This is a genomic window from Tritonibacter horizontis (assembly GCF_001518015.1).
GTDB classification, from domain to species: domain Bacteria; phylum Pseudomonadota; class Alphaproteobacteria; order Rhodobacterales; family Rhodobacteraceae; genus Epibacterium; species Epibacterium horizontis.
Genome location: NZ_LPUY01000008.1, coordinates 92,774 through 116,276, shown reverse-complemented (window position 1 = coordinate 116,276; position 23,503 = coordinate 92,774). Strand labels below are relative to the sequence as shown.

Genomic DNA, 23,503 nt, shown 5'->3' with positions numbered 1-23,503 from the left:
AAGGCGCGATCAAGGCCCCTGAAATTCAAACAGCGTGGCCGAGATATCGTCCTCTAGGCCCTTGTCATCCCCCATGACCTCGGTGAGCTTCAGGTAAAGCTCATCAAGGAAATCCTTGCCGTTCTGGCGCGCGTTGCAACGCTTTATCAGCTCAACAAAGCCATCGGTGTCTAGCATGGAGCCGTCCTTCAGATGGGCTTCGGTAAACCCGTCTGAATAGAGGAGCAAGCGATCGCCTTTCTCCATGACGAACTCTTCCTGATCGTAGGTGATATCAGGAACCAACCCGACTGGAACGCCGCCTTTCCCGATGAACTCCATAGATCCATCGGCACGTAACAAAAGCGGGTGAGGGTGGCCGGCCTGGACCATTTTGATCACACCCGTGCGAAGATCCGCGATGCAATAGGCCATGGTGAAGTATTCTTCGATGCCAGTATCGGCGATCAAGCGGGCGTTCAGCACGCTTGCAACCTCTTCCGGGGGACGCAACGCATAGAAGCGGTTGAATTTCTTCTCCATCCCTACGTTCTGATCGAAATAGGTCGAGGAGAGGTAGCCGCCCAAACGCGCGGTCATCATGGCAGAGGTGATACCGTGGCCGGAGACGTCGATGGAATAAAAACCCATCCGGTTGATCCCCGGAGAGAACATTCCAACCAGATCGCCGCCAATATGGCCGCAAGGCTTCAGCAGCAGGTTCACCTCGGAGGCCCCAAACGACCGAGTCAGCTCGGGCACGAGGGATTCCTGAATTTTCCGCGCCTGAATCAGATCCTTGTCAATCGCATCATAGACGGTTTGCAGCTCGCCAAGCGTCTCGGACACGATGCGGTTCTTTTCGAACAATTCCCGCTGCATTCGCAAAATTCGCTCGCCGGCAGAGATGCGGGCGCGCAATTCATCGGAACTGACGGGTTTGGTCAGAAAATCATCGGCACCGGCGTCCAGGCCTTCAGCCACTTCATTCTTCTCACTCTTGGACGTCAGGAGAATGAAATAGCTGTAGGCCTCGTTGGATTCGGCGCGAAACATACGGCAGAATTCAATGCCGTTCATGCCCGGCATCATCCAGTCACTGAGAATCAAATCAGGCGGATCTGCCCGACAGATCTCCATTGCCTCTTCGCCGCCTTCGGCTTCGACAACTTCGAACCCCCACTTTTTGAGTGAGGCGACGAGGATACGGCGCTGCAGGCGGCTGTCATCCACGACCAGCACACGCCGGATGGACCCGCTTACAGGCAAATCTTCGCCATTAATTGAATGCTCTGGCAGCACCGACAATCCCTCATAAACGCGGCGTGTCCCCTCGTGACTGTCTTAGAAAACACTTGTTCGACTTAATAGCTGATGAAGAATACGATTTTAGATTAGTTTTTTCTGTTTACTATGCTTTTACTGGCTTTGACATAGACTTAGCTAGGACTTCTCGAGAATCTTGGAAGAAGGCAATGATAGACTGGCCGCGTGTAAGAGAACTAAAAGACGAAGTTGGCGAAGACGGCTTTGAAGAAGTGATCGAGCTCTTCCTTGAAGAGGTCGAAGAAGTGATTGAGAAGCTGGCGACCGGAGACCGGTCCCAACTTGAGCAAGATTTGCATTTCCTCAAAGGCAGCGCGCTCAACCTCGGGTTTCAGAATTTCTCCAATCAATGCTTGGAGGGAGAACGTATGTCCGCAAACGGGGCTGCGGCAGATGTCGATCTTGCAGGGGTGATTTCTTGTTATCACCAATCCAAAGCGACATTTCTGGCAGACGTTGCAACCCACGCCTGATAGAAGAACCCACCTTCAGATGACGAACTGCGCCAGCGTTTCATCATTGGTGATGTCGGTATAGGTGAACCCGGCGGCGTCAAGTTGGGCGAGAAGCGGCAGGAAATTTTCTGATCGCTTGGTCTCGATACCGATCAGAACAGAGCCAAAATTGCGGGCCGATTTCTTCATATATTCAAACCTGGCAATGTCGTCTTCCGGCCCGAGGAAATTCAAAAATTCCTTCAACGCGCCCGGACGTTGGGGCAAACGTAGCAAGAAATACTTTTTGACGCCGGAATAGCGCTGTGCCCGCTCCTTGACCTCTGGCAAACGCTCGAAGTCAAAATTTCCGCCAGACGTCACACAGACCACGGACTTTCCCTTGATCCAGGTTCTGAGGTCGCCCAGCGCCTCGATCGCCAGAGCGCCAGCAGGTTCAAGCACAATCCCTTCGACGTTGAGCATTTCGAGAATGGTCGTGCAAATCCGATCTTCGGCAATCGTCAGAACGTCAGGTAAGGGCACATGTCGCAACAGATCAAACGGGCGCGCGCCAAGCCGCCCCACCGCGGCGCCATCGACAAAGGTATCGACTTTACTGAGTGCGACCGGGTGTCCGGCCTCCAGCGCCGCACGCAAACAGGCGCCGCCGCTTGGCTCGACAAACAAGGCATGCACATCGTCACCAAAATATTGTGCCACGCCCGACGACATGCCGCCGCCGCCAACCGGCAGGACAATATGGTCCGGCGCAGCCCCCAGCTGGGTCTCGATTTCGACCGCGATAGAGGCCTGACCTTCTATCACATCGACATCGTCAAAGGGGGACAGGAAATATCCGCCCTCTTTTTCGCTCCAGGCCTGAGCAGCAGCCAGCGTGACATCAAAGTAGTCACCGACCAGATGAATTTCGATATTGTCACCGCCAAACATCCGCGTTTTCTGGATCTTTTGCTGTGGAGTCGTAACGGGCATGAAGATCACGCCCGACTTCCCCAGATGCCGGCACATATAGGCCATGCCCTGAGCGTGATTGCCCGCAGATGCGCAAACAAACAGGTTTTTGTCCGCCTGCTTGCGCATCGCATTCAGTGCGCCCCGGATCTTGTAGGACCGAACCGGGCTGAGATCCTCGCGCTTGAGGTAAATGTCCGCACCAAAACGGTGAGACAAAAGTTCATTGCGTTGCAGCGGCGTGGGCGGGAAGACATCGCGCATCGCCACCTCGGCCGCCTGGGCCTGGGTTCGGAAATTGGTCATAAGTTTTGGTGGCGCAAAGCTGCGCCCAAGGCAAGAGGGCGCACCAATGCATTCTGTTGAATACCCGACAGACATGATCAGATCGGGCGTTTCTCGACGTAGTATCCGTAGAGGGTCGTCAGGATGCTGACCTGAATCAGGCCGAGTATCAAACCCGCGCCCAGCGTCCAGATCACCGCAAGGGGACCGGCCAGCAGAAACGCTACGCTTTCTGCCACAAATTGCATCACAACTGTGATCAAGGCCAATCCGATCACCGGACCAAAGGCGCCGGATGTGGCTTTCCAGCCTTGCAACAGGGACATACTCGGTTTTCCCGTGGCAACGTGAGGCAAAGACACTGACAGTCGCAGGAAAACCCACGCGGGGAACAGCGTAAGCCCCGGCTCAAAAATAAAAGAGAACGTCCTGAAAGCTGACCCCATCACCGCCATCAGAGCCACGAGGACGATCATAACGGGGATCATGCTCAATACCACAAGAAGACTGATCAGGATCACCTGAAGCACATAGGCCCCGATACGTTTCATCCGCAGGGGCGGAATGAACCCAACCACGGGTTCCTCGTTCAATACATAGCGGTGCCAAGCCACGACCGACCAGATAAAAACAAGAAAAACGATGATCGCCGAGACCAGAATAGTACCCAGAAACCCGGCTGGCTCCGTCGTGTTGGGAATGGGGGCCTCCATGACCATCGTGAAAACGCCGGTGCGCTGTGCAGCGAAGCCAACGATGCCAACCGAGATCAAAGTCGGCACGAGAAAAATACGCAGCACGTCTTTCCAGTTTCGAACAAGCATCTTTATAGCATGTTTGAACAGCGACCAACTGGTCATGGAAATACTCCTAAAAAATGCGCTTCTGTGTTGTCCTCCCTTCATATCGGACGCATTCTCTGCACAAAACCAGAAAACCTTGCACCTTCGTGCAAAAGGCGCTACGGCGCTTGTCGTTCTGACCAAGAGGAAAATCCATGTCCGCGCCCAAGAAAGTTGTGTTGGCCTACTCCGGTGGCCTTGATACTTCGATCATCCTGAAATGGCTGCAGACCGAATACGGCTGCGAGGTGATCACCTTCACCGCCGATCTCGGTCAGGGCGAGGAGCTGGAGCCTGCGCGACAAAAAGCGGAGCTTTTGGGCATCAAGCCGGAAAACATCTATATCGAGGACATCCGCGAAGAGTTTGTTCGTGATTTCGTGTTCCCGATGTTCCGCGCCAATGCCGTCTATGAGGGGCTCTATCTGCTGGGCACCTCCATCGCGCGCCCGCTGATTTCCAAACGCCTGATCGAGATTGCCGAGGAAACCGGTGCCGATGCCGTGTCCCATGGCGCGACAGGCAAGGGTAACGACCAGGTACGGTTTGAACTGTCAGCCTATGCGCTGAGCCCTGAAATCAAAGTGATTGCGCCCTGGCGTGAATGGGATTTGTCGTCGCGCACCAAGTTGCTGGAATTCGCAGAAGCCAACCAGATCCCGATTGCCAAAGACAAACGCGGCGAAGCGCCGTTTTCGGTCGATGCGAACCTGTTGCACACCTCCTCCGAGGGTAAAGTGCTGGAAGATCCCGCCGAAATGGCCCCCGACTATGTCTACCAGCGCACCGTGAACCCCGAAGATGCGCCCGACACGCCGGAGTTCATCGAAATCACCTTTGAGAAGGGTGACGCAGTGGCCATCAACGGCGAGGCGCTGAGCCCGGCAACAATCCTGACTCAGCTCAACGAATATGGCCGCAAGCATGGCATCGGCCGTCTCGATTTTGTCGAGAACCGGTTCGTCGGCATGAAATCCCGCGGCATCTACGAAACCCCCGGCGGCGACATCCTGCTGGAAGCGCACCGTGGCATCGAACAGATTACGCTCGACAGTGGCGCAGGCCACCTGAAGGATTCGATCATGCCGCGCTATGCGGAACTGATCTACAATGGCTTCTGGTTCAGCCCGGAACGCGAGATGCTGCAGGCCCTGATCGACGAGAGCCAGAAGCATGTCACGGGTACCGTTCGTCTGAAACTCTACAAAGGTTCAGCGAAAACCGTTGGGCGCTGGTCTGATCACTCGCTCTATTCCGAGGCGCATGTCACCTTCGAAGAAGACGCCGGCGCGTATGACCAGAAAGATGCGGCAGGTTTCATTCAGCTGAATGCGCTGCGCCTGAAACTTCTGGCCGTCCGCAACAAACGAGTGAAGTCTTGACCTACGACGACGACCCGTTTGAAGAGGACCTGGACGAAGAACTCGACATGTTTGTCGAGGCTCAAGACGCTGTCTGGTCAGAGGTGATCGCAGAATTGACTGCGGGCAAGAAAACAAGCCACTGGATGTGGTTTGTTTTCCCCCAATTGGCGAGCCTGGGGTCATCGCCAATGGCGCAGCTTTACGGCATCGAAGATCTGCGCGAAGCGGAGCTGTTTCTTAAACATGACGTGCTGCGGGAACGGTTGATCACGGTTTGCCGCCTTCTTCTGGCGCGTAAGAGCATAAAACCAGACACGATTCTGGGAAAGGTCGACGCCAAGAAACTCCGTTCGTCGATGACGCTGTTTGCCGCTGCCCCCAATGCTCCTTCAGAATGCCGGGATGTGCTTGTGCAATTTTTTGATGGCAAGGTGTGTCCGCATACGGCTGAGGAAATCGCACCGTCCTAGCCCCTGGGCACGATCCTGCGAATGGAGACATTTGCGCGGAAATCACATGTCGCCCCGGCGTGAAAAATCGCTAAACTCCGGCGTAGAAACACCGAAGTCCGGAGGACGCGATGAAGCTATATTTCCTGACGGGTTTGTTGGTTTGTCTGGGCACACCCTTGCTTGCTGACTTTCGAATTTGTAATGAAACCGACACTCAAGCTTTCGCGGCGATCGGGTACAAGGAAGGCGAACAATGGGTCTCCGAGGGATGGTGGACCATCGAACCGGAGCACTGCAGCACACAAATTGTTGGCGACCTTACAAACAGGTTCTACTACATTCTGGCAAAGAGCACTTCGGGGTCCTGGACCGGCGAATACACCTTTTGCTACACCGACGATGAGTTCAAAATCATCGGCGATACCGATTGCACCGCGAGAGGGTTCAAGACAGGTGGCTTTCTCAAGGTCGATACCGGTGGCAACGACGTGCGGGACTGGACTCAGAACCTTTCAGACTGATCCTCATGCCTGATCGGGGATAGCTTCCCTTCGGTCACGCTTGCTCTGACGCGCCAATGCCGCCTATGGCTGGTTTAACGCGCCGTGGGAGGCAAAAGTGCTCGAAGCAATAGCTGCAGATATCCGTAAAGGACTCGTCGGAAAGAGCTTTGAAGGCTCGATGACCTTTGATTGCGGCGCAGATGGCGTCGTGGTGCTGGATAACGGTCGTGTTGACACCCAAGCGCAACCGACGGATTGCACGCTGCGCCTCAGCTCTGACAACCTCAAAAAACTGCTTCGCGGTGACTTGAACCCGATGACTGCGGTTATGATGGGCAAGATCAAGGTTTCGGGCGACATGAGTGTGGCGCTTCGCCTTGGCAAGCTGATCGGCTAGCCGCCAGAACCGGCTTCGTCACAGCTTAATCGCCTGCATGTCTTCATAATAGCCCATCGCCGCCTGAAGAACGGGTTTCAGGGCGTCTGGCACCTCGGGCAGTTCGGCTTCGGGACCGGCAAAACCAGTTGAATTCCATACAGCTCCATACCAATGCGCGGCCCAGACCCCGTCATCGCGATGACCACCTTTTGGCCAGCCGAGCATCTTTGGCGAGAATGGCAGGCTGATCGCCTCGCAGAGTTGCTCCAATCGCATCGCGGGATCTTGTCGTATGTCATGACTGTCAACAACCGTCACATCGGACCCCCAGTCCCTGAGCTGTTCGATCAACGCCCATTGCTGTTGGAAACCGATGTCCTCCAGGCTGATGTCCGCATATTTCGCGGCAAAGGATGCAATCACCCGCGCCGGATGGCGGATCAAGAATACATTGGTGACATCGCGCATCCATTCCCGCGGCACACCAGCAATCATATGTTGCGTCATATGTTTCTGATAGAAATGCGGTTTTGCGCCAGGAATAGGCCCTAACAAGGCCTTTTCGACTTCAATGGGGTCTTGGGATTGGCTCTCTAGTATCTCGTCCCGCATCGGATGCAATAGACCGGTCTGCGCCAGATAGGCCGCATAGAAAGGTTCATCGACGACAGCGCAGTCACTGCGTGCACCAAAGGCATACATCATAGCGGTGGAAAGATTTCGCGGCCCCGACCACATTGCAATCCGCATTTTCTAGTCCCCAGCTCATTCCAATTTCGTCGACGCTAGAAGAAAGAACCGCCTGATCCAAGCAGTAAACTAGCGTCATGGCTGCCTGTTGTTCGTCGGCTATGTATCGATTGGAATACCGCTCTCTGGGAAAATTCTGATGGGAAGCGAATGAGGAACATTCGCCAATCGCGCACGGACCGCCCCAGGGATACGCGATCAGAATTTGGCGTTCTGGACCTCTTTCAGGTCTGGAATGACGTCGGCTGCCCCATGGCGCGTCACCATCAGCGCGCCAGCGCGAGAGGCAAGCCCCATCGCCTGTACCATCGGCATACCACGATCGAGCGCGGCCAGAACATACCCCGTAAAAGTATCCCCTGCCCCGGTCGTGTCGACAGGCACCACTTTCAGCGCGGGCACATCCGTGACCACCCCGGTTTGCCCGTCGTAGTGACGCGCTCCCTTCGCGCCGAGCGTCACAATAACGTCCTTGACCCCCATGTTCTGTGGCAGGGTTCCGGTCGCCTGTTCCAGTTGCGCGGCTTCAATCTCGTTCAGGAACAACAGGTCAAGATCCGGGAGCACCGCCTGTACCGCATCGCTGTCAAAGGGAGCCGCAGCATAGGCGACACGCAACCCCAGCTGTCGCCCGATCCGCGCGGCCTCCGCTTGCATATTTGTCTCATTCTGCAGCAACAATATGTCGCCGGCATTGGCTGCCGACAGGGCTTGTCCGACCTGCGCCTCTGTCAATGCCCGGTTGGCACCGGGGAACAGGATGATCTGGTTTTCGCCGGCGGGGTCGACCGCAATGATGGCATGTCCCGTTGGCGCCTCGATCCGAGCAATATGTCGGGTATCAACGCCATATTCGGTCAAGCGATCCACGGTCCATGTCCCCTGGGGGCCAACGGCCCCGATGTGACAAGCATGCGCGCCAGCCCGCGCAGCGGCCACGGACATATTGGCGCCCTTGCCGCCCAGACCTTGGTCAAAGGACGTCGCGGCAAGGGTTTCACCCGGTTCCGGCATGTGCGGCAGAGCATAGACCATATCGATATTGATCGAGCCGAGGTTCCATATGGCCATCTCGTGTCCCCCCGTCAGCCTATGTTACAAGCCGCAAGCACGGCCATATTGAGAATGTCGTTGGCGGTGGAACTGGTCGAGCAGATCTGGATCGGCTTGTCGACACCCGCCAGAATCGGTCCGACGATCGTGGCCCCACCCATTTCCTGCATCAGTTTGACAGAGATCGATGCAGAATGCCGCGCGGGCACCACCAGGATGTTTGCCGGCCCTGAAAGCCGCTGAAAGGGATAATGCTCCTGCGCTTTCGCGTTCAGCGCCACATCCACGGTCATCTCGCCCTCGTATTCGAAGTCGACGCCGCGTTTGTCGAGCACACCCGGCGCAATATGCATTTTTTCGGCTCGTTCGGACACCGGATAGCCAAATGTCGAAAAGCTCACGAATGCGACGCGGGGGTCCAGCCCCATATGGCGGGCAACGCCGGCTGCGCGTTCAGCGATGGTCGCCAGATCGTTTTCATCGGGCCATTCATGCACCAGCGTGTCCCCGATCAGCACGATCCGGCCCTTGTGCAGCAGAGCGGTCACCCCGGCGGCACCATGTTGGGCATCCGCATCAAAGACATGGTTGATCTTTTCCAGCACATGGGCGGATTTCCGTGTGGCACCCGTCACCAGACCATCGCCATGCCCATGGGCCAGCATCAAGGCCGAAAACACATGCCTGTCACGCCCGACGAGACGATGAATATCCTTTCGATCAAACCCCTTACGGTTCAGGCGTTCGTATAGAAAATTCTTGTAGGTCTCGAAATGTTGGGTCTTGGCTGCATTGACGATTTCCAATTCTCGGACCGCATCGCCCAGGCCGGCTTCTTCTAGTTTAGCCTTCACATCCTCCTGACGTCCGACCACCAGAGCCTTACCAAACCCCGACCTTTGATAGGTGACGGCAGCGCGCAGGACCCTCGGATCATCACCTTCGGCAAAGATCATTCGGGATTGCGCGGCACGGGCGCGGGCATTCAGGCCTCGCAGGATGGACTGCGTCGGATCCATACGACCCCGCAAACCGTGCTCATAGGCATCCATGTCGATGATCGGCCGTCGCGCAACACCCGTATCCATCCCTGCCTTGGCCACGGCCGGCGGGATACGATGGATCAGGCGTGGATCGAAGGGCGTCGGAATAATGTAGTCGCGCCCAAAGGTCAGCGATTTTCCATAGGCCAATGCGACCTCATCCGGCACATCCTCGCGCGCCAGGCGCGCCAGCGCATGGGCACAGGCGATCTTCATCTCGTCGTTGATCGCCCGGGCGTGAATATCAAGCGCCCCACGGAAGAGGTAGGGAAAACCCAGTACATTGTTGACCTGATTGGGATAATCCGAGCGACCAGTCGCAACGATTGCATCCACACGAACCTCATGCGCCTCTTCCGGCGTGATTTCCGGATCCGGGTTGGCCATCGCAAAGATAACCGGATTGTCGGCCATGGATTTGACCATCTCCTGGGTCACGGCCCCTTTGACCGACACGCCGAGGAACACATCTGCACCCTTCATCGCCTCTTCAAGCGAGCGCAGCTCTGTCTTTACAGCATGAGCTGACTTCCATTGGTTCATGCCCTCGGTGCGCCCCTGATAGATCACACCCTTGGTATCGCAGACGATGCAATTGTCATGCTGCGCCCCCATGGATTTCAACAGTTCGATACAGGCGATACCGGCGGCGCCGGCTCCGTTCAGTACGATTTTAACGTCTTCGATCTTCTTGTCTGACAGATGCAGCGCGTTGAGCAGGCCGGCGGCGCAGATCACGGCGGTTCCGTGCTGATCGTCGTGGAAGACGGGAATGTCCATCTCATCCTTGAGGCGCTGTTCAATGATGAAACATTCCGGCGCCTTGATGTCTTCGAGGTTTATGCCGCCAAAGGTGGGCCCCATCAGCCGTACCGCCTGACAGAAGGCATCCGGATCTTCGGTGTCCAGCTCGATGTCGATAGAATTCACGTCCGCGAAGCGTTTGAAAAGGACGGATTTCCCTTCCATCACCGGCTTGGATCCCAATGCACCGAGGTTCCCGAGCCCCAGCACTGCGGTGCCGTTCGAAATCACCGCAACGAGATTTCCTTTGTTGGTATAGTCATAGGCCGTTTCTGGATTGGCGGCGATCGCTTCGCAAGGGACAGCCACCCCCGGCGAATAGGCCAGAGAGAGGTCGCGCTGCGTGGTCATCTGGACCGTCGCTTGCACCTCCCATTTGCCGGGCGATGGCTCCAGATGAAAGGCCAGTGCTTCATCGTCGGTGATCTTGGCATTTGGCATCTTGGTCCTCGTCCTCTCCTGGTCAGACCCTGTCATATCCCAGCCGAAGGATCCTCTCAATCCACCGCTTTCACGATTCAGCATTTTGATTTTCAGTCAAATCCAGAGTTAAAAGATAACAGATAGTCAAAGTTTCGCCCCACTTCAGACCCCGGTTTGCTACAATTGCGTGGTGTTTCTTAACGGCGCTTGAACGCCAGGTGGCGCAGCGACTTCGTTGTTGACTGCAATTGTCAGAATGGCATCCCCCGCTGCTCCCGACCCGATCGGGACCGGCCAAATGAAACACTTGAACCAGGTAATGGGTTATTTAGGGGTGCATGCATGACCAGTATCAATACCAATCCAGGAGCCGAGATCGCGCTCCGGGTCCTTTCGAACAACCAGGTGGAAAAAGAGGACGTCCAGGACGATATCTCCACCGGCAAGGACGTAGACGAAGCCAAGGACGCGCCGGCGATCTGGGCGATTTCAGAAATCATGGGGTCGGATCTGGCCGGGTTTGAGGCCACATCCAACGGCCTGAACATCGGTGAGGCCACTGTTTCAGTTGCCTCTGCCGGCGCGGAGCAGATCACCAATCTGTTGACCGACATGAAGGAACTGACGATCCTCGCCAGCTCTGGCACTGCTGATTATTCGATGGTCGAAGAACAGCTCGCCCAGAAGACCGAGCAGATCAACACGATCATTTCCTCGTCGAGCTTCAACGGTGTCAACCTGCTTGCGACCGACACGGACGGTAGCGGTGGGACCGGCTTGAACGTCGCAGCGTCCCAGGACCGTTCTGGCAGCGATGCGCCGACCCTGTCCACGATCAGCATCGGCGGTGTCGATTTCGAAAGCAGCACCAGCTTTGACATCAACAACCGCACAACCGTCACCGATGCAGCCTCTGCGCGAACGGCCTTGACCGAGATCGAAGGTTTCCTGCGATATGCGACGGACAGTGCCGCGGCCCTCGGCGCCGGTGCGCAGCAACTTGCTGAGCAGGATGTCTTTATGGACAAGCTGAGCGACGCGATCCAGATGGGGATCAGCGAGCTGACCGATACCGATATGGAAGATGCAGCCGCCCGTTTCGAAGCCCTCAGCGCGCAAGAACAGCTTGGCGGTTTGTCGCTGTCGATCGCCAATGCCTCGCCGGGATCGCTGCGCTCTCTCTACTCCTGACGCACCCCAGAATTTGATCCTGGACCGAATTCCGTACTTTCGGGGTTCGGTCTTTTCATTGCTGGGTTTTCCTCGCGACTCCAGCCATGTAAACGTCATGCGACGTGACCGATGGGGGCCCGCATGACCGTTACGCCGATGATGGCGCAATATCTCGAGATCAAAGCACAGTATCCAGATGCGCTGCTTTTCTATCGCATGGGCGATTTCTATGAGATGTTCTTTGAGGATGCGGTCAATGCTGCTGAGGCATTGGACATTGCGCTGACAAAACGGGGCAAACATGAAGATCGGGATATCCCGATGTGCGGTGTCCCGGTGCATGCCGCCGAGGGCTATCTCCTGACGCTGATCCGCAAAGGTTTTCGTGTTGCCGTCGGTGAACAACTGGAAAGCCCGGCCGAAGCGAAGAAACGCGGCGCCAAATCGGTGGTCAAACGAGATGTCGTCCGTCTGGTGACGCCCGGCACCCTGACAGAAGATTCCCTTCTGGAGGCGCGCCGCCACAACTTCCTCGTCTCTTATGCAGAGTTGCGGGACCAGGCGGCACTTGCCTGGGCGGATATTTCCACCGGTGTTTTTCACGTGATGCCAATTGCACGTGTTCGGCTCAGCCCAGAGCTGGCGCGGCTGGCACCGTCGGAGCTGATCGTCTCAGATGGCCCGGTTTATGACCAGACACGAGCCCTGGCCGACGAATACCAGATTCCACTGACACCATTGGGAAAGGCGAGCTTTGACAGCACCGCGGCCGAAAAACGGCTCTGCGCTCTGTTTCGCGTCGGCGCGCTGGATGGGTTCGGAACCTTCAGTCGCGCCGAGGTTTCCGCCATGGGCGCGCTTGTGGACTACCTTGAAATTACCCAAAAAGGCAAATTGCCGCTGCTGCAGCCTCCACAGCAGGAATCGGAGGACCGCACGGTCCAGATTGACGCCTCGACACGCCGTAACCTTGAACTGACCCGCTCCCTGTCTGGCGGTCGAATGGGGTCGCTGCTGTCGGTCGTGGATCGGACCGTGACGCCGGGCGGGGGACGCCTGCTTGAACAACGATTGTCTAGCCCATCGCGCAACATGGACGTCTTGACTGCAAGGCTCAATGCGCTGACATCCGTCATCGAGGATCCAACACTCGGCGATGACTTGCGGGATTTTCTGCGCAAAACACCGGATGTCGACCGCGCTTTGTCCCGCCTCGCACTGGAGCGGGGCGGTCCACGTGATCTCACCGCCATTCGGAATGCCCTCACCCAAGGCGAAGCCATAGAACAGCGGGTTCGCTCGCTCGACCTGCCACCGCTGCTGAGCGAGGCCGTATCTTCGCTCCATGGTTTTGACCCGCTGTTGCACCTGCTAGATATGTCGCTGGTTGCCGAACCGCCATTGCTTGCCCGCGATGGCGGTTTCATCGCGGCCGGCTACGATGCGGAACTTGACGAAGCACGAACCCTGCGTGATGAGGGCCGCTCTGTTATCGCGAGTTTGCAGCGGAATTATTCCGAGCATACCGGCATCAGTTCCCTGAAGATCAAGCACAACAATGTCCTCGGGTATTTCATCGAAACGACGTCGACCCACGCAGAGAAAATGCAGTCTGCGCCAATGTCCGAAATCTATATCCATCGGCAGACCACGGCCAATCAGGTGCGCTTCACAACGGTAGAGCTCAGCGAAATCGAGACCAAGATCCTCAATGCCGGAAATCTGGCGCTAGAGATCGAAAAGCGGCTCTACAAAAGGATTTCTGATGAGATTTTGGACAACGCGGCGCGGCTCAATCAGGCTGCGCGTGGGTTTTCCGAATTGGATCTCGTCACCTCTCTTGCGGATCTGGCGCGAGCCGAGAACTGGACCCGACCAAAGGTAGATACCTCACGCGCATTTCGTGTGGAGGGAGGACGCCACCCGGTTGTGGAACGAGCGCTGCGGCAACAGGGCGGCGAAAGCTTTGTTGCCAACGACTGTGACCTGAGCGCCGAAGACGGTGCCGCGGTGTGGTTGCTGACAGGCCCGAATATGGCGGGTAAATCAACATTTCTACGCCAGAATGCCCTGATCGCCATATTGACCCAGATGGGGAGCTACGTGCCGGCCGAGAGCGCTCATATCGGGCTCATTAGCCAGTTGTTCAGCCGCGTCGGCGCATCGGACGACCTCGCACGTGGACGATCCACCTTTATGGTGGAAATGGTGGAAACGGCAGCAATCCTCAACCAAGCTGATGACCGTGCATTGGTGATCCTGGACGAGATCGGACGCGGGACGGCAACCTACGACGGTCTGTCCATTGCCTGGGCAACGCTTGAACACCTGCACGAAGTCAATCAATCGCGCGCACTCTTCGCCACCCACTACCACGAACTGACACAACTGGCCGCCAAGCTCCCCGGGGTCGACAATGCTACGATCACCGTCAAGGAATGGAACGGCGAAGTCATTTTCCTTCATGAGGTGAAAAAAGGGGCTGCGGATCGCTCCTATGGGGTTCAGGTCGCACAGCTGGCCGGGCTGCCCGCCACTGTGGTTGCGCGCGCGCGAAATGTGCTCGATATGCTGGAAAAAAGCAGCCGGGAAGAAGGCGGATCAGGCAAGATTGCTGTTGATGATCTGCCCCTTTTCGCCGCTGCCCCGCCGACCCCAGCACCCGCAGCTACGCCAACGTCGTCAGCTGTCGAAAGCTTGTTGGAGGAGATCCATCCAGATGACCTCAGTCCACGTGAAGCACTGGACGCCTTGTATCGCCTGAAAGAAGCCGGTGAGCAGGCAAAATAGACATCAGGTCTAGGTGCTCGGATCGACCACAGTGCGTGTATAATTATCGGCTTTTGACATAAAATCGGGCCGCCCAGATTGAGCGGCCCGTATAGAATTCAATTATGCCTGCGAAATCACGAGGCAGGCGTGGACGACACCCCGACCTGGGCCGGCCGCAACAGCCGATCGTGCAGCATGAAACCTTCAGCAGAGACCTGGATGATGTCGCCTGCCTTGGTGCCGGGCACTGGCGCTTCGAACATCGCTTCATGTACCTGAGGATCAAAGCGGTCACCAACCTGCGGTGCAATCACTTGCATGCCGTGCTTCTGGAACACGTCCAGCAACGCGCGCATCGTCAGCTCGATCCCTTCGATCAGCGCTGCTGACACAGCCTTCTGTTCTTCGGTTGCCGCTTCAAGCGCCCGTTTCATATTGTCATAGACTGGCAACATGTCGCGCGCCAGCTTCGACCCGCCATATTGCTCTGCTTCCCGCCGGGCCTTGTCGCCCCGCTTGCGGGCGTTCTCAGCATCGGCAAGGGCCCGCATAAAGCGGTCTTTGTATTCGTCACGTTCCGCGCGCAAAGAGTCCAGCTCCAGCGCCTCGTCATCGTATTCCTCGGTTTGCGCCAAGCGCTCTTCGGCCTCGGCTGCTTCGATATCGTCCAAAAAATCTTCGTTCTTGGGCTCTGCCATAATCCACCTCTAACTCTGGTCGGATACCATTTTTCCGACCAGCTGTGCCGTGTAGTCCACGATCGGCACAATCCGTCCGTAGTTCAGGCGCGTGGGGCCGATGACCCCCACCGCACCGATGATCTTTCGATCTGCGTTCATATATGGAGACACCACCAAAGAGGAACCCGAAAGTGAGAAAAGTTTGTTCTCTGAGCCGATAAAAATGCGTACACCATCGCCCTCTTCGGTCAGTTCGAGGAATTCGGCGATGTCTCTTTTGCGTTCCAGATCATCAAACAGGGTTCTGATTTTCTCCAGCTCGTCCGGGGCGCCATCTTCGGACAGGAGATTCGCGCGTCCCCGAACGATCAGCCGCGCCTGATCGTTGCCATCCTGCTCCCAGGCGGCAAGCCCGCTCTCTATCATATCGCTGGCCAGCGTATCAATTTCCTGGCGTCGCTTGTTGATCTCTGCCTGCACATCCTGTCGCACTTCGCTCAGGGTCCGCCCCTCGATCAACGCATTGAGAAAATTTGCAGCCTCTCGCATCGAACTGGGCGTTTGCCCCGGCGGCGGGGTGAACAGGCGGTTTTCCACGTGCCCGTCAGAGAATACCAGCACAACCAGCGCCCGATCCTGTGCGAGCGAGACAAATTCGATATGACGCAGCTCGGCCTCGTATTTGGGCGTCAAAACAAGCGACGCCCCCTGTGTCACCCCGGATAGCGCGGCGCCAACACGATCCAGCATACCGCCAACATCGCTGTTGCTCTCTCCCAACGTCCGGTCGATGCGGGCCCGATCTTGCATATTGGGATCGCCCATTTGCAACAATCCATCGACAAACAGACGCAACCCCATATGGGTCGGAACGCGGCCCGCACTAGCATGAGGACTGTCGAGCAATCCGAGATATTCCAGATCCTGCATGACATTACGAACAGTTGCCGCGCTGACCTTTTCATTCAGTGAGCGGGTAAGCGTTCGGCTCCCGACCGGTGTACCCGTGTCCAGATAGCTTTCGACCAACAACCGAAAGACTTCGCGCGATCGGTCGTTCATATCTTGCAGGATGGTATTGGCGTTGGTCATCTCTCACTCGGTGCATCGCTGAAGTTACCCGAACGGTACCTCTCTTTGTCACTAAAGCGCATCCCTAGATCTGGTCAATGACCCTTGCATCGCCAAGGCCACGAACGGTATCGACAGGCAACAGCAAAAGGATATCCACATGCGACCCTCTGGACGTGCCCTGAACGAAATGCGCGCGGTTTCTTTCGAAACCGGCTTTACCAAACATGCAGAAGGCTCTTGCCTGATCAAGATGGGCGAGACCCATGTGCTCTGCACTGCGACGATTGAAGACCGGGTGCCACCGTTTATCAAGGGGTCAGGGCTTGGCTGGGTAACGGCAGAATACGGCATGCTGCCGCGGGCAACGAATACTCGCATGCGGCGCGAAGCGACGACGGGAAAACAAGGCGGCCGTACGGTCGAAATCCAGCGCCTGATTGGCCGCGCTCTGCGCGCCGGCGTTGACCGGGTCGCATTGGGAGAACGGCAGATCACGGTCGATTGCGATGTGCTTCAGGCCGATGGCGGCACGCGTTGCGCCTCCATCACCGGCGGTTGGGTGGCGTTGCGGCTGGCCGTGAACAAGCTGATGAAGATCGGCGACGTCAAGATCGACCCCCTTGTCGATCCGGTCTCCGCGATTTCCTGCGGTATCTATGCCGGTCAGCCTGTGCTTGATCTCGACTACCCCGAAGATTCCGAAGCCGGCGTCGATGGCAACTTCATCATGACCGGTTCCGGCAAGCTGATTGAAGTGCAGATGAGTGCCGAGGGATCTGTCTTTTCGCGGGACCAGATGAACCAACTGATGGATCTTGCAACGCAGGGCACGGCGGAATTGGCCGAGATGCAAAAGGCAGCTGCATCATGACGCGGAAGTTTGACGGCGACCGGTTGCTGGTCGCCACCCACAACAAAGGTAAATTGGAGGAGATGGCCCATCTCCTCCAGCCGTTTGGTGTTACAATTGTGGGCGCCGCAGAGCTGAACCTGCCCGAACCGGACGAAACCGAAGACACCTTTGTCGGCAACGCCCGGATCAAGGCCCATGCGGCAGCGCAGGCAACCGGGCTCCCTGCCCTTTCAGATGACAGCGGTATTACAATTGACGCCCTGGACGGCGCGCCCGGGGTCTATACTGCCGATTGGGCCGAGACCGGAAATGGTCGTGACTTCATGCAGGCAATGACCCGCGCCCATGACGCATTGCAGCAGGCAAAAGCGGATCAGCCGTGGTTGGCACAGTTTCGCTGCACCCTCGTCCTCGCCTGGCCGGATGGCCACGACGAAGTCTTTGAAGGCGTTGCGCCGGGTCATCTGATCTGGCCTCCACGCGGACTGGATGGATTCGGCTACGACCCCATGTTTGTCCCCCAGGGCCATGAGGTCACATTTTCCGAGATGGATCGATGGGAGAAAAACAAGATCAGTCACCGCGGCGATGCGGTCGCAAAATTTGTCAAAGGCTGTTTCGGTGGATGATTGGCGCAATGGGGGCTTTGGCCTCTACATCCATTGGCCCTTTTGCCAGGCCAAATGCCCCTATTGCGATTTCAACAGCCATGTTGTCTCAAAGATCGACCAATCCGTCTGGGTTGAGGCCTATCAGAAAGAGCTTCATCGCATGGGCGCGCTGGTTCCCGGCCGTGTTCTGAACAGCATCTTCTTCGGCGGCGGCACCCCCTCCTTGATGCACCCGGACACCGTTGCCGCGGTGATCGAAACCGCCAAGGAAATTTGGCCCTTTGCCAACGATATTGAAATCTCGCTTGAGGCAAACCCTGGCTCGGTCGAAGCAGGCCGTTTCAATGGGTATCGTGACGCCGGCGTAAATCGCATTTCGATGGGCATACAGGCCCTGAATGACGAAGATCTACGGCGACTGGGTCGCATCCATACCGTCGCGGAGGCGACGAAAGCCTTTGATGTCGCCCGGTCCTGCTTTGACCGTGTGAGCTTTGACCTGATCTATGCGCGTCAGGGGCAATCTCTGCAAAGTTGGGAACGCGAACTGTCAGAAGCCCTCAACATGGCGATTGACCACTTGTCGCTCTATCAACTGACAATCGAAGACGGCACTGCCTTTGGTGATCGCTATGCGCGGGGCAAGCTCCGTGAACTGCCGACAGATGACAATGCAGCCGACATGTATATTGCGACGCAAGACATCTGTGCGGCCCATGGTTTGCCAGGATATGAAATCTCGAACCATGCCAGGCCCGGTGCGGAAAGCCGCCACAACAAAATCTATTGGCGATATGGAGATTACGTCGGCGTTGGCCCGGGGGCGCATGGACGATTGACCCTGAAGAACCAACGCTATGCAACGGAATCGCCTCGTGCACCGGGTGCGTGGTTGAAAGCTGTCGAGAACAACCAGGGTACATTTCCCTTCGAAGTACTGACACCAGAAGATCAAGTGGTCGAACACATGATGATGGGTATGCGACTATATGAAGGTCTAGATATTGAAAGACACCAGATCCTCTCCGGTAGACCGCTTTCCTCAGTTAAGTTGAATGAACTGAGCGACTTGGAAATGGTTGTCGTCGAAAACAACCGGCTTCGCGCAACGATCAAGGGACGTGCGGTTCTCAACGCTGTTCTCCGTGAACTCCTAGTGGATTGATTATGAAGGTGATATACCTCTTCCTCGGTCTCATTTCGTTGCTTCTCGCAACCCTTGGGGTGATCCTTCCGCTCCTGCCGACAGTTCCGTTTTTACTCCTGTCAGCCTTCTTCTTTGCACGGTCGTCGGAACGCCTGCACCGCTGGCTGATGGAGCATCGCGTTTTTGGTCCGCTCATTCTCGACTGGCAGCAACATGGCGCGATCTCGCCGCGTGCAAAAAAGGCGGCCACCGTATCGATCGCCGCCGTATTCACAATTTCTCTTGTTTTACAGGTCCCAGCACCGTTGCTTTTGATTCAAGCTGCCGCCCTGAGCCTTGTCACCTTGTTTATCTGGTCACGGCCTAACGGCTAAGAAGATTACAAAGTTCGTCCAGCTGATCCAGCGTCTCATAGGTGATTGTGACCGTACCAGATTCACCGCCAGGTTTGTGGTCAATCGACACCTTCATCCTCACCATCGCCGAAAGATCAGATTCAAGCGCGCGCGTATCTGCATCTTTCTCAGCCTGCGATTTCGGCTTTTTCGCCGAACTGGATCCCGCGACACCTGCCGCGTCTTTCTTGACCAATGCTTCGGTTGCGCGAACAGACAGCCCGCCTTTGACGATCCGCTTTGCCAGCTCTGACGCGTTGTCAGAGGTGATCAATGCGCGCGCGTGCCCCGCTGAGAGCTTTCGATCAAGTACCAAGGTTTGAACGTCGGTCGGCAAATGCAATAAACGAACCAGGTTGGCAATGTGGCTGCGACTTTTCCCCAGCGCCTCCGCCATTTTCTCCTGAGTATGTCCAAATTTGTCCATCAGCTGCTTATAGCTTTGCGCTTCTTCCAACGCATTCAGGTCGGAACGTTGAATGTTCTCAATAATCGCAACTTCCAACATTTCCACATCGGAGTAGTCGCGAATAAGAACAGGAACCTCATGCAATTGAGCAGCCTGTGCTGCACGCCAGCGGCGTTCGCCTGCGACAATTTCATACATTCCACCATCGCGTGGCCGTACAATAAGGGGCTGCAATACCCCCTTTTCTTTGATGGAAGCTGTCAGATCATCAAGATCTTCCTGCAAAAATTGACGTCGCGGCTGATCCGGGTTCGCCTGTACTTTTTCGGTCGGAACCAGGATTTCGGCATTTCTAGGCGGTCTACCGCTGTCCGTGCTTACCGGTTCTGCGTTGACATCTGCCATAAGAGCGGAGAGCCCGCGGCCCAATCCCCGAGGTTTGGGTTTTTTATCTGACATTACTCGCCCCTTTTATTCGGCCGCTACTTCTTGGTTGTTGGCAATCAATTCTCCGGCAAGCTGTCGGTACGCCTTGGCTCCCAGAGAGGTAGAATCGTAGCTCAACACAGGCATGGCATAGGATGGCGCCTCGCTGACACGAACATTGCGTGGGATTTTGGTTCGAAACACCAAATCTCCCAGGTTTTCCCGCGCATCTTGCTCAACCTGTTGAGACAGGTTGTTTCGACGATCATACATTGTCAACACAACGCCTTCGATCCGAAGTTTGGGATTTGCAGCCTGTCGAACTTCTCGAATAGTCAGCATCAGCTGTGACAGGCCCTCCAAGGCAAAAAACTCACTTTGAAGCGGAATCAGAACCGAATGCGCGGCAACCATAGCGTTGACGGTCAGAAGATTGAGAGATGGAGGGCAATCAATCAGAATATAGTCCCAATCATATTCTGCCATTGCCGGTTGTCGCAAAGCATCATGTAGCAGGTAGCTTCGCTTCTCATTTGAAATAAGCTCGATATCCGCAGAGCTCAAATCGACGGTTGCAGGAATAATACAAAGGTCATCTAGATCGGTCTGTCTGATCACATCGGACAAATCCGCTGATTCAACGAGAAGGTCATAGGTGGTGTGTTCGCGTGCATCCGCTTCCACACCCAAACCTGTCGATGCGTTGCCCTGAGGATCCAAATCAACAAGTAGGACGCGCATCCCCTCTTCTACCAAGGCTGCCGCGAGGTTTATTGCTGTGGTTGTCTTACCTACCCCACCCTTCTGGTTTGCAATGGCAATTATGCGGGGGTCTCCCAAACGGGACATGTCAGACACGCTCTACTCCCTTGATCTTGAGAATGACAGCCTCAGGCTCAGTTAGACTTGTAATCTCTTCGCATTCAAACCGCCATCGTTCGCGAGCGTTATCCACTTCTTTTTTCCAGCTTTCGCCTTTTGGAAAGACTGAAACGCCACCTTGTTGAAGATGTCGTTTTGAAAACGACAAAAGGGTATCTAAATCCGCAAGGGCACGCGCGGAAATCACATGTGCGTTCTCTGGATCAGCTGTCTCAATGCGTTCGGACTTCACCAAGACTGAGATTTCACATTCTCTAGCTACATTTCTCAAAAACGCACATTTTCGTTGGTCACTTTCAATCAAGGTGATCAAGGTTTTGGGCGAAAGTTCGGCAGCAAGAATGGCAACGATCAAACCTGGCAGCCCTCCTCCGCTTCCAAGATCCAGCCACGACGGTGGCGTCTCCACCGCATGGAAGACCTGGATACTGTCCAGGATATGCCGCTCCCACAGACATGTCAGACTGCCTTTAGAAACCAAATTTATCTTTGGATTCCACTTTTTCAGCGTTGCTGCAAAAATATCCAGCCGCTCCGATGTTTCACGTGAAACATTGAAATGGGCTCGAACAAGATCGACGCTCATGCTGATTTCGCCTCAAATCGCTCTCTTCGCTTAAGTGTCCCAAGAACCAAGGCCAGCGCCGCGGGCGTGATGCCATCAATTCGTGCAGCTTGCGCCAAATTTTCAGGCTTTACCCTATTAAGCTTCTGCCGAAGTTCCGTCGACAGGCCTTCAATTTGATAGTCAAAATCACCAGGAATTATATGTTGTTCGTCCTTTTTCAACAACGAAACCTCCCGGTTTTGACGCTCAATATAGTTAGCGTATAACGCCTCTCGCGTCACTTGTTGGCGAATATCGCCACTCACGCTGGACAATGATGGGATTAACGGCACCAAGTCCTCAAATGCGACATCAGGAAATGCCAAAACCTCTCGTCCACTCCGACGTTTTCCATCCTCGTTGGCTCGCACACCCACATCATTCAACTGTTTCGGAGTGAACGATGAGGAAGCCAACAGAGCGGTAGCAGATTTCAGCGCTTCAATTTTCTTTTCGAATTGTCGACTGCGCGCTTCGGTAACACAACCCAAATTCTGGCCTATCGGCGTCAGACGTTGATCAGCATTATCCGCCCGCAACGACAGCCTGAACTCCGCCCGTGACGTGAACATCCTGTAAGGCTCAGATACGCCATTCGTCACCAGATCGTCGATCATAACGCCGATGTAGCTATTGGATCGACTAAACTCTACCTGCTCTTTACCAAGGCTTTTACACGCCGCATTCAGCCCGGCAACGAGACCTTGCGCGGCTGCTTCTTCATAGCCAGTCGTACCATTGATTTGCCCTGCAAAGAAAAGCCCGCCAACACTCTTCAATTCCAGTGTCAATCGCAGAGATCTGGGATCGACAAAGTCGTACTCGATTGCGTAACCGGGCTGTGAGATCTTTGCGTTTTCAAGGCCAACGATAGAGCGGACATATTCAACCTGTACAGACTCAGGCAAACTGGTGGAAATTCCGTTCGGATATACCGTCGAAGTATTTAGCCCTTCCGGCTCCAGAAAAATTTGATGGGATGTCTTTTCTGCAAATCGCACGACCTTATCTTCGATCGAGGGACAGTATCTCGGTCCAATTCCCTCAATATGACCGCCGTACATAGCTGAGCGTTCGAGATTTTCCCTGATGATTTGGTGAGTTTTTTCGTTTGTATGGGTTATTCCACAAGAAATCTGGTCGACAGACACTTTCGAAGTGAGAAAGGAAAAGAAGGTCGGATCATCATCACCAGGTTGGGTTTCAAGTCTCTCCCAATCGATGCTTTTTCCATCCAACCTCGGCGGAGTCCCTGTTTTCAACCGTCCTAGCGGAAGTTCGAAATATTTGAGCCGCAGTGCCAAACGGATGGAAGGTTTATCTCCCATGCGACCGCCGGCATGCGAAACATCGCCGATATGAATTACGCCGTTCAGGAAGGTACCAGATGTAAGGACCACGGCTTTAGCAGTCACTTCACTTCCATCTGCAAGCTCCACACCGGTCACCTGATGAGCACTATGTCCGAGAAAATCTACAACTTCTCCCTGAATGATATCAAGGTTGGATTGTGATTCGGTAGCATTGAGAACCGCGGACCGATATATCGCTCGGTCTGCCTGCGCTCTTGGACCTTGAACTGCCGGTCCCTTGCGGCGATTCAGCAATCGAAACTGAATTCCGGCGAGATCAGCCACGCGTCCCATAACACCGTCCATCGCATCGATCTCTCGAACAAGATGTCCCTTTCCCAAACCTCCGATGGCTGGGTTACAAGACATCACTCCGATGCTATCTTTGGACAGCGTAATCAAAGCCGTCTTCGCGCCCATTCTAGCGGAAGCGTGTGCGGCCTCGGTTCCGGCATGACCACCGCCGACGACGATTACATCGTAGTTTGAATGTTTCACGTGAAACAGTCC

General features: G+C 55.5%; 23 protein-coding genes. 11 read left to right on the top strand and 12 right to left on the bottom strand.

Annotated features, from left to right (window positions below; translation table 11 throughout):
* Positions 1-9 precede the first annotated feature (9 nt).
* Positions 10-1,281, bottom strand: a complete 1,272-nt coding sequence (locus TRIHO_RS00865) for a PP2C family protein-serine/threonine phosphatase (protein WP_068239909.1) — start codon at positions 1,279-1,281, stop codon at positions 10-12.
* 173 nt (positions 1,282-1,454) lie between these two features.
* Here TRIHO_RS00865 and TRIHO_RS00860 point away from each other — a divergent pair, with 173 nt between their 5' ends.
* A complete protein-coding gene (locus TRIHO_RS00860; RefSeq protein WP_068239349.1) occupies positions 1,455-1,778 on the top strand; it encodes an Hpt domain-containing protein in 324 nt (107 codons plus the stop codon).
* Between the two features lie 15 nt (positions 1,779-1,793).
* Here TRIHO_RS00860 and ilvA read toward each other — a convergent pair whose 3' ends face one another.
* Together ilvA and TRIHO_RS00850 are read right to left on the bottom strand one after the other, a co-directional pair.
* Positions 1,794-3,020, bottom strand: coding sequence for a threonine ammonia-lyase IlvA (ilvA, locus tag TRIHO_RS00855; protein WP_068239346.1), 1,227 nt, complete (start codon positions 3,018-3,020; stop codon positions 1,794-1,796).
* Positions 3,021-3,097: 77 nt separating this feature from the next.
* Positions 3,098-3,859, bottom strand: coding sequence for a hypothetical protein (locus TRIHO_RS00850; protein WP_068239343.1), 762 nt, complete (start codon positions 3,857-3,859; stop codon positions 3,098-3,100).
* Positions 3,860-3,996: 137 nt separating this feature from the next.
* Between TRIHO_RS00850 and TRIHO_RS00845 the strand changes: the two genes are divergently transcribed.
* The 4 genes from TRIHO_RS00845 to TRIHO_RS00830 all read left to right on the top strand — a co-directional run bounded on the left by TRIHO_RS00845 (position 3,997) and on the right by TRIHO_RS00830 (position 6,557).
* Positions 3,997-5,223 carry an argininosuccinate synthase gene (locus TRIHO_RS00845; RefSeq protein ID WP_068239340.1) on the top strand — a complete coding sequence of 409 codons (1,227 nt, stop codon included), beginning with the start codon at positions 3,997-3,999 and terminating at the stop codon, positions 5,221-5,223.
* The gene (locus TRIHO_RS00840) at positions 5,220-5,675 is read left to right on the top strand and encodes a DUF1810 domain-containing protein (protein WP_068239337.1); all 456 of its coding nucleotides are present in this window, start codon (positions 5,220-5,222) and stop codon (positions 5,673-5,675) included. Before TRIHO_RS00845 ends, TRIHO_RS00840 begins: the two co-directional genes overlap by 4 nt.
* A gap of 110 nt (positions 5,676-5,785) precedes the next feature.
* A complete protein-coding gene (locus tag TRIHO_RS00835; RefSeq protein ID WP_068239335.1) occupies positions 5,786-6,178 on the top strand; it encodes a DUF1036 domain-containing protein in 393 nt (130 codons plus the stop codon).
* 97 nt (positions 6,179-6,275) lie between these two features.
* Complete coding sequence (locus tag TRIHO_RS00830) at positions 6,276-6,557, top strand: SCP2 sterol-binding domain-containing protein (RefSeq protein ID WP_068239332.1); 282 nt, start codon at positions 6,276-6,278, stop codon at positions 6,555-6,557.
* A gap of 18 nt (positions 6,558-6,575) precedes the next feature.
* Here TRIHO_RS00830 and TRIHO_RS00825 read toward each other — a convergent pair whose 3' ends face one another.
* The 3 genes from TRIHO_RS00825 to TRIHO_RS00815 all read right to left on the bottom strand — a co-directional run bounded on the left by TRIHO_RS00825 (position 6,576) and on the right by TRIHO_RS00815 (position 10,630).
* The gene (locus TRIHO_RS00825; protein ID WP_068239329.1) at positions 6,576-7,289 is read right to left on the bottom strand and encodes a sulfotransferase-like domain-containing protein; all 714 of its coding nucleotides are present in this window, start codon (positions 7,287-7,289) and stop codon (positions 6,576-6,578) included.
* Positions 7,290-7,487: 198 nt separating this feature from the next.
* Positions 7,488-8,360, bottom strand: a complete 873-nt coding sequence (locus TRIHO_RS00820) for a ribokinase (protein ID WP_068239326.1) — start codon at positions 8,358-8,360, stop codon at positions 7,488-7,490.
* A gap of 14 nt (positions 8,361-8,374) precedes the next feature.
* Entirely contained in the window at positions 8,375-10,630 is a 2,256-nt protein-coding gene (locus TRIHO_RS00815; RefSeq protein ID WP_068239323.1) for an NADP-dependent malic enzyme, read from the bottom strand.
* Between the two features lie 324 nt (positions 10,631-10,954).
* Here TRIHO_RS00815 and TRIHO_RS00810 point away from each other — a divergent pair, with 324 nt between their 5' ends.
* Both TRIHO_RS00810 and mutS read left to right on the top strand, forming a co-directional pair.
* Positions 10,955-11,803, top strand: a complete 849-nt coding sequence (locus tag TRIHO_RS00810; protein ID WP_068239320.1) for a flagellin — start codon at positions 10,955-10,957, stop codon at positions 11,801-11,803.
* A 123-nt stretch (positions 11,804-11,926) separates the two neighbouring features.
* Positions 11,927-14,575, top strand: a complete 2,649-nt coding sequence (gene mutS, locus TRIHO_RS00805) for a DNA mismatch repair protein MutS (protein WP_068239895.1) — start codon at positions 11,927-11,929, stop codon at positions 14,573-14,575.
* A 116-nt stretch (positions 14,576-14,691) separates the two neighbouring features.
* Here the strand turns inward: mutS and TRIHO_RS00800 are convergent, their stop codons facing one another.
* Both TRIHO_RS00800 and hrcA read right to left on the bottom strand, forming a co-directional pair.
* Positions 14,692-15,255: a nucleotide exchange factor GrpE gene (locus TRIHO_RS00800; protein ID WP_068239317.1), complete on the bottom strand. Its 564-nt coding sequence runs from the start codon at positions 15,253-15,255 to the stop codon at positions 14,692-14,694.
* A 9-nt stretch (positions 15,256-15,264) separates the two neighbouring features.
* The gene (hrcA, locus tag TRIHO_RS00795) at positions 15,265-16,329 is read right to left on the bottom strand and encodes a heat-inducible transcriptional repressor HrcA (protein ID WP_068239316.1); all 1,065 of its coding nucleotides are present in this window, start codon (positions 16,327-16,329) and stop codon (positions 15,265-15,267) included.
* A gap of 139 nt (positions 16,330-16,468) precedes the next feature.
* Here hrcA and rph point away from each other — a divergent pair, with 139 nt between their 5' ends.
* Genes rph through TRIHO_RS00775 form a run of 4 tightly spaced genes read left to right on the top strand, consistent with a single transcriptional unit; the run spans position 16,469 to position 19,296 of the window.
* Complete coding sequence (rph, locus tag TRIHO_RS00790; RefSeq protein WP_068239315.1) at positions 16,469-17,182, top strand: ribonuclease PH; 714 nt, start codon at positions 16,469-16,471, stop codon at positions 17,180-17,182.
* Positions 17,179-17,793 (top strand): RdgB/HAM1 family non-canonical purine NTP pyrophosphatase, encoded by a 615-nt coding sequence (rdgB, locus tag TRIHO_RS00785; RefSeq protein ID WP_068239313.1) that lies wholly within the window; start codon positions 17,179-17,181, stop codon positions 17,791-17,793. Before rph ends, rdgB begins: the two co-directional genes overlap by 4 nt.
* Positions 17,786-18,940 (top strand): radical SAM family heme chaperone HemW, encoded by a 1,155-nt coding sequence (gene hemW / locus TRIHO_RS00780; RefSeq protein WP_068239310.1) that lies wholly within the window; start codon positions 17,786-17,788, stop codon positions 18,938-18,940. Before rdgB ends, hemW begins: the two co-directional genes overlap by 8 nt.
* A gap of 2 nt (positions 18,941-18,942) precedes the next feature.
* Positions 18,943-19,296, top strand: coding sequence for a YbaN family protein (locus TRIHO_RS00775; RefSeq protein ID WP_068239308.1), 354 nt, complete (start codon positions 18,943-18,945; stop codon positions 19,294-19,296).
* On the opposite strand, the gene TRIHO_RS00770 is transcribed toward TRIHO_RS00775, so the two are convergent.
* Genes TRIHO_RS00770 through mnmG form a run of 4 tightly spaced genes read right to left on the bottom strand, consistent with a single transcriptional unit; the run spans position 19,286 to position 23,491 of the window.
* Positions 19,286-20,185, bottom strand: coding sequence for a ParB/RepB/Spo0J family partition protein (locus TRIHO_RS00770; RefSeq protein WP_068239305.1), 900 nt, complete (start codon positions 20,183-20,185; stop codon positions 19,286-19,288). The genes TRIHO_RS00775 and TRIHO_RS00770 overlap by 11 nt on opposite strands.
* Positions 20,186-20,197: 12 nt before the next feature.
* Positions 20,198-21,010, bottom strand: coding sequence for a ParA family protein (locus TRIHO_RS00765; RefSeq protein ID WP_068239302.1), 813 nt, complete (start codon positions 21,008-21,010; stop codon positions 20,198-20,200).
* Positions 21,003-21,620: a 16S rRNA (guanine(527)-N(7))-methyltransferase RsmG gene (rsmG, locus tag TRIHO_RS23065; RefSeq protein ID WP_082704972.1), complete on the bottom strand. Its 618-nt coding sequence runs from the start codon at positions 21,618-21,620 to the stop codon at positions 21,003-21,005. The genes TRIHO_RS00765 and rsmG overlap by 8 nt, the downstream gene beginning before the upstream one ends.
* Complete coding sequence (gene mnmG / locus TRIHO_RS00760; protein ID WP_068239300.1) at positions 21,617-23,491, bottom strand: tRNA uridine-5-carboxymethylaminomethyl(34) synthesis enzyme MnmG; 1,875 nt, start codon at positions 23,489-23,491, stop codon at positions 21,617-21,619. The genes rsmG and mnmG overlap by 4 nt, the downstream gene beginning before the upstream one ends.
* Positions 23,492-23,503 lie beyond the last annotated feature (12 nt).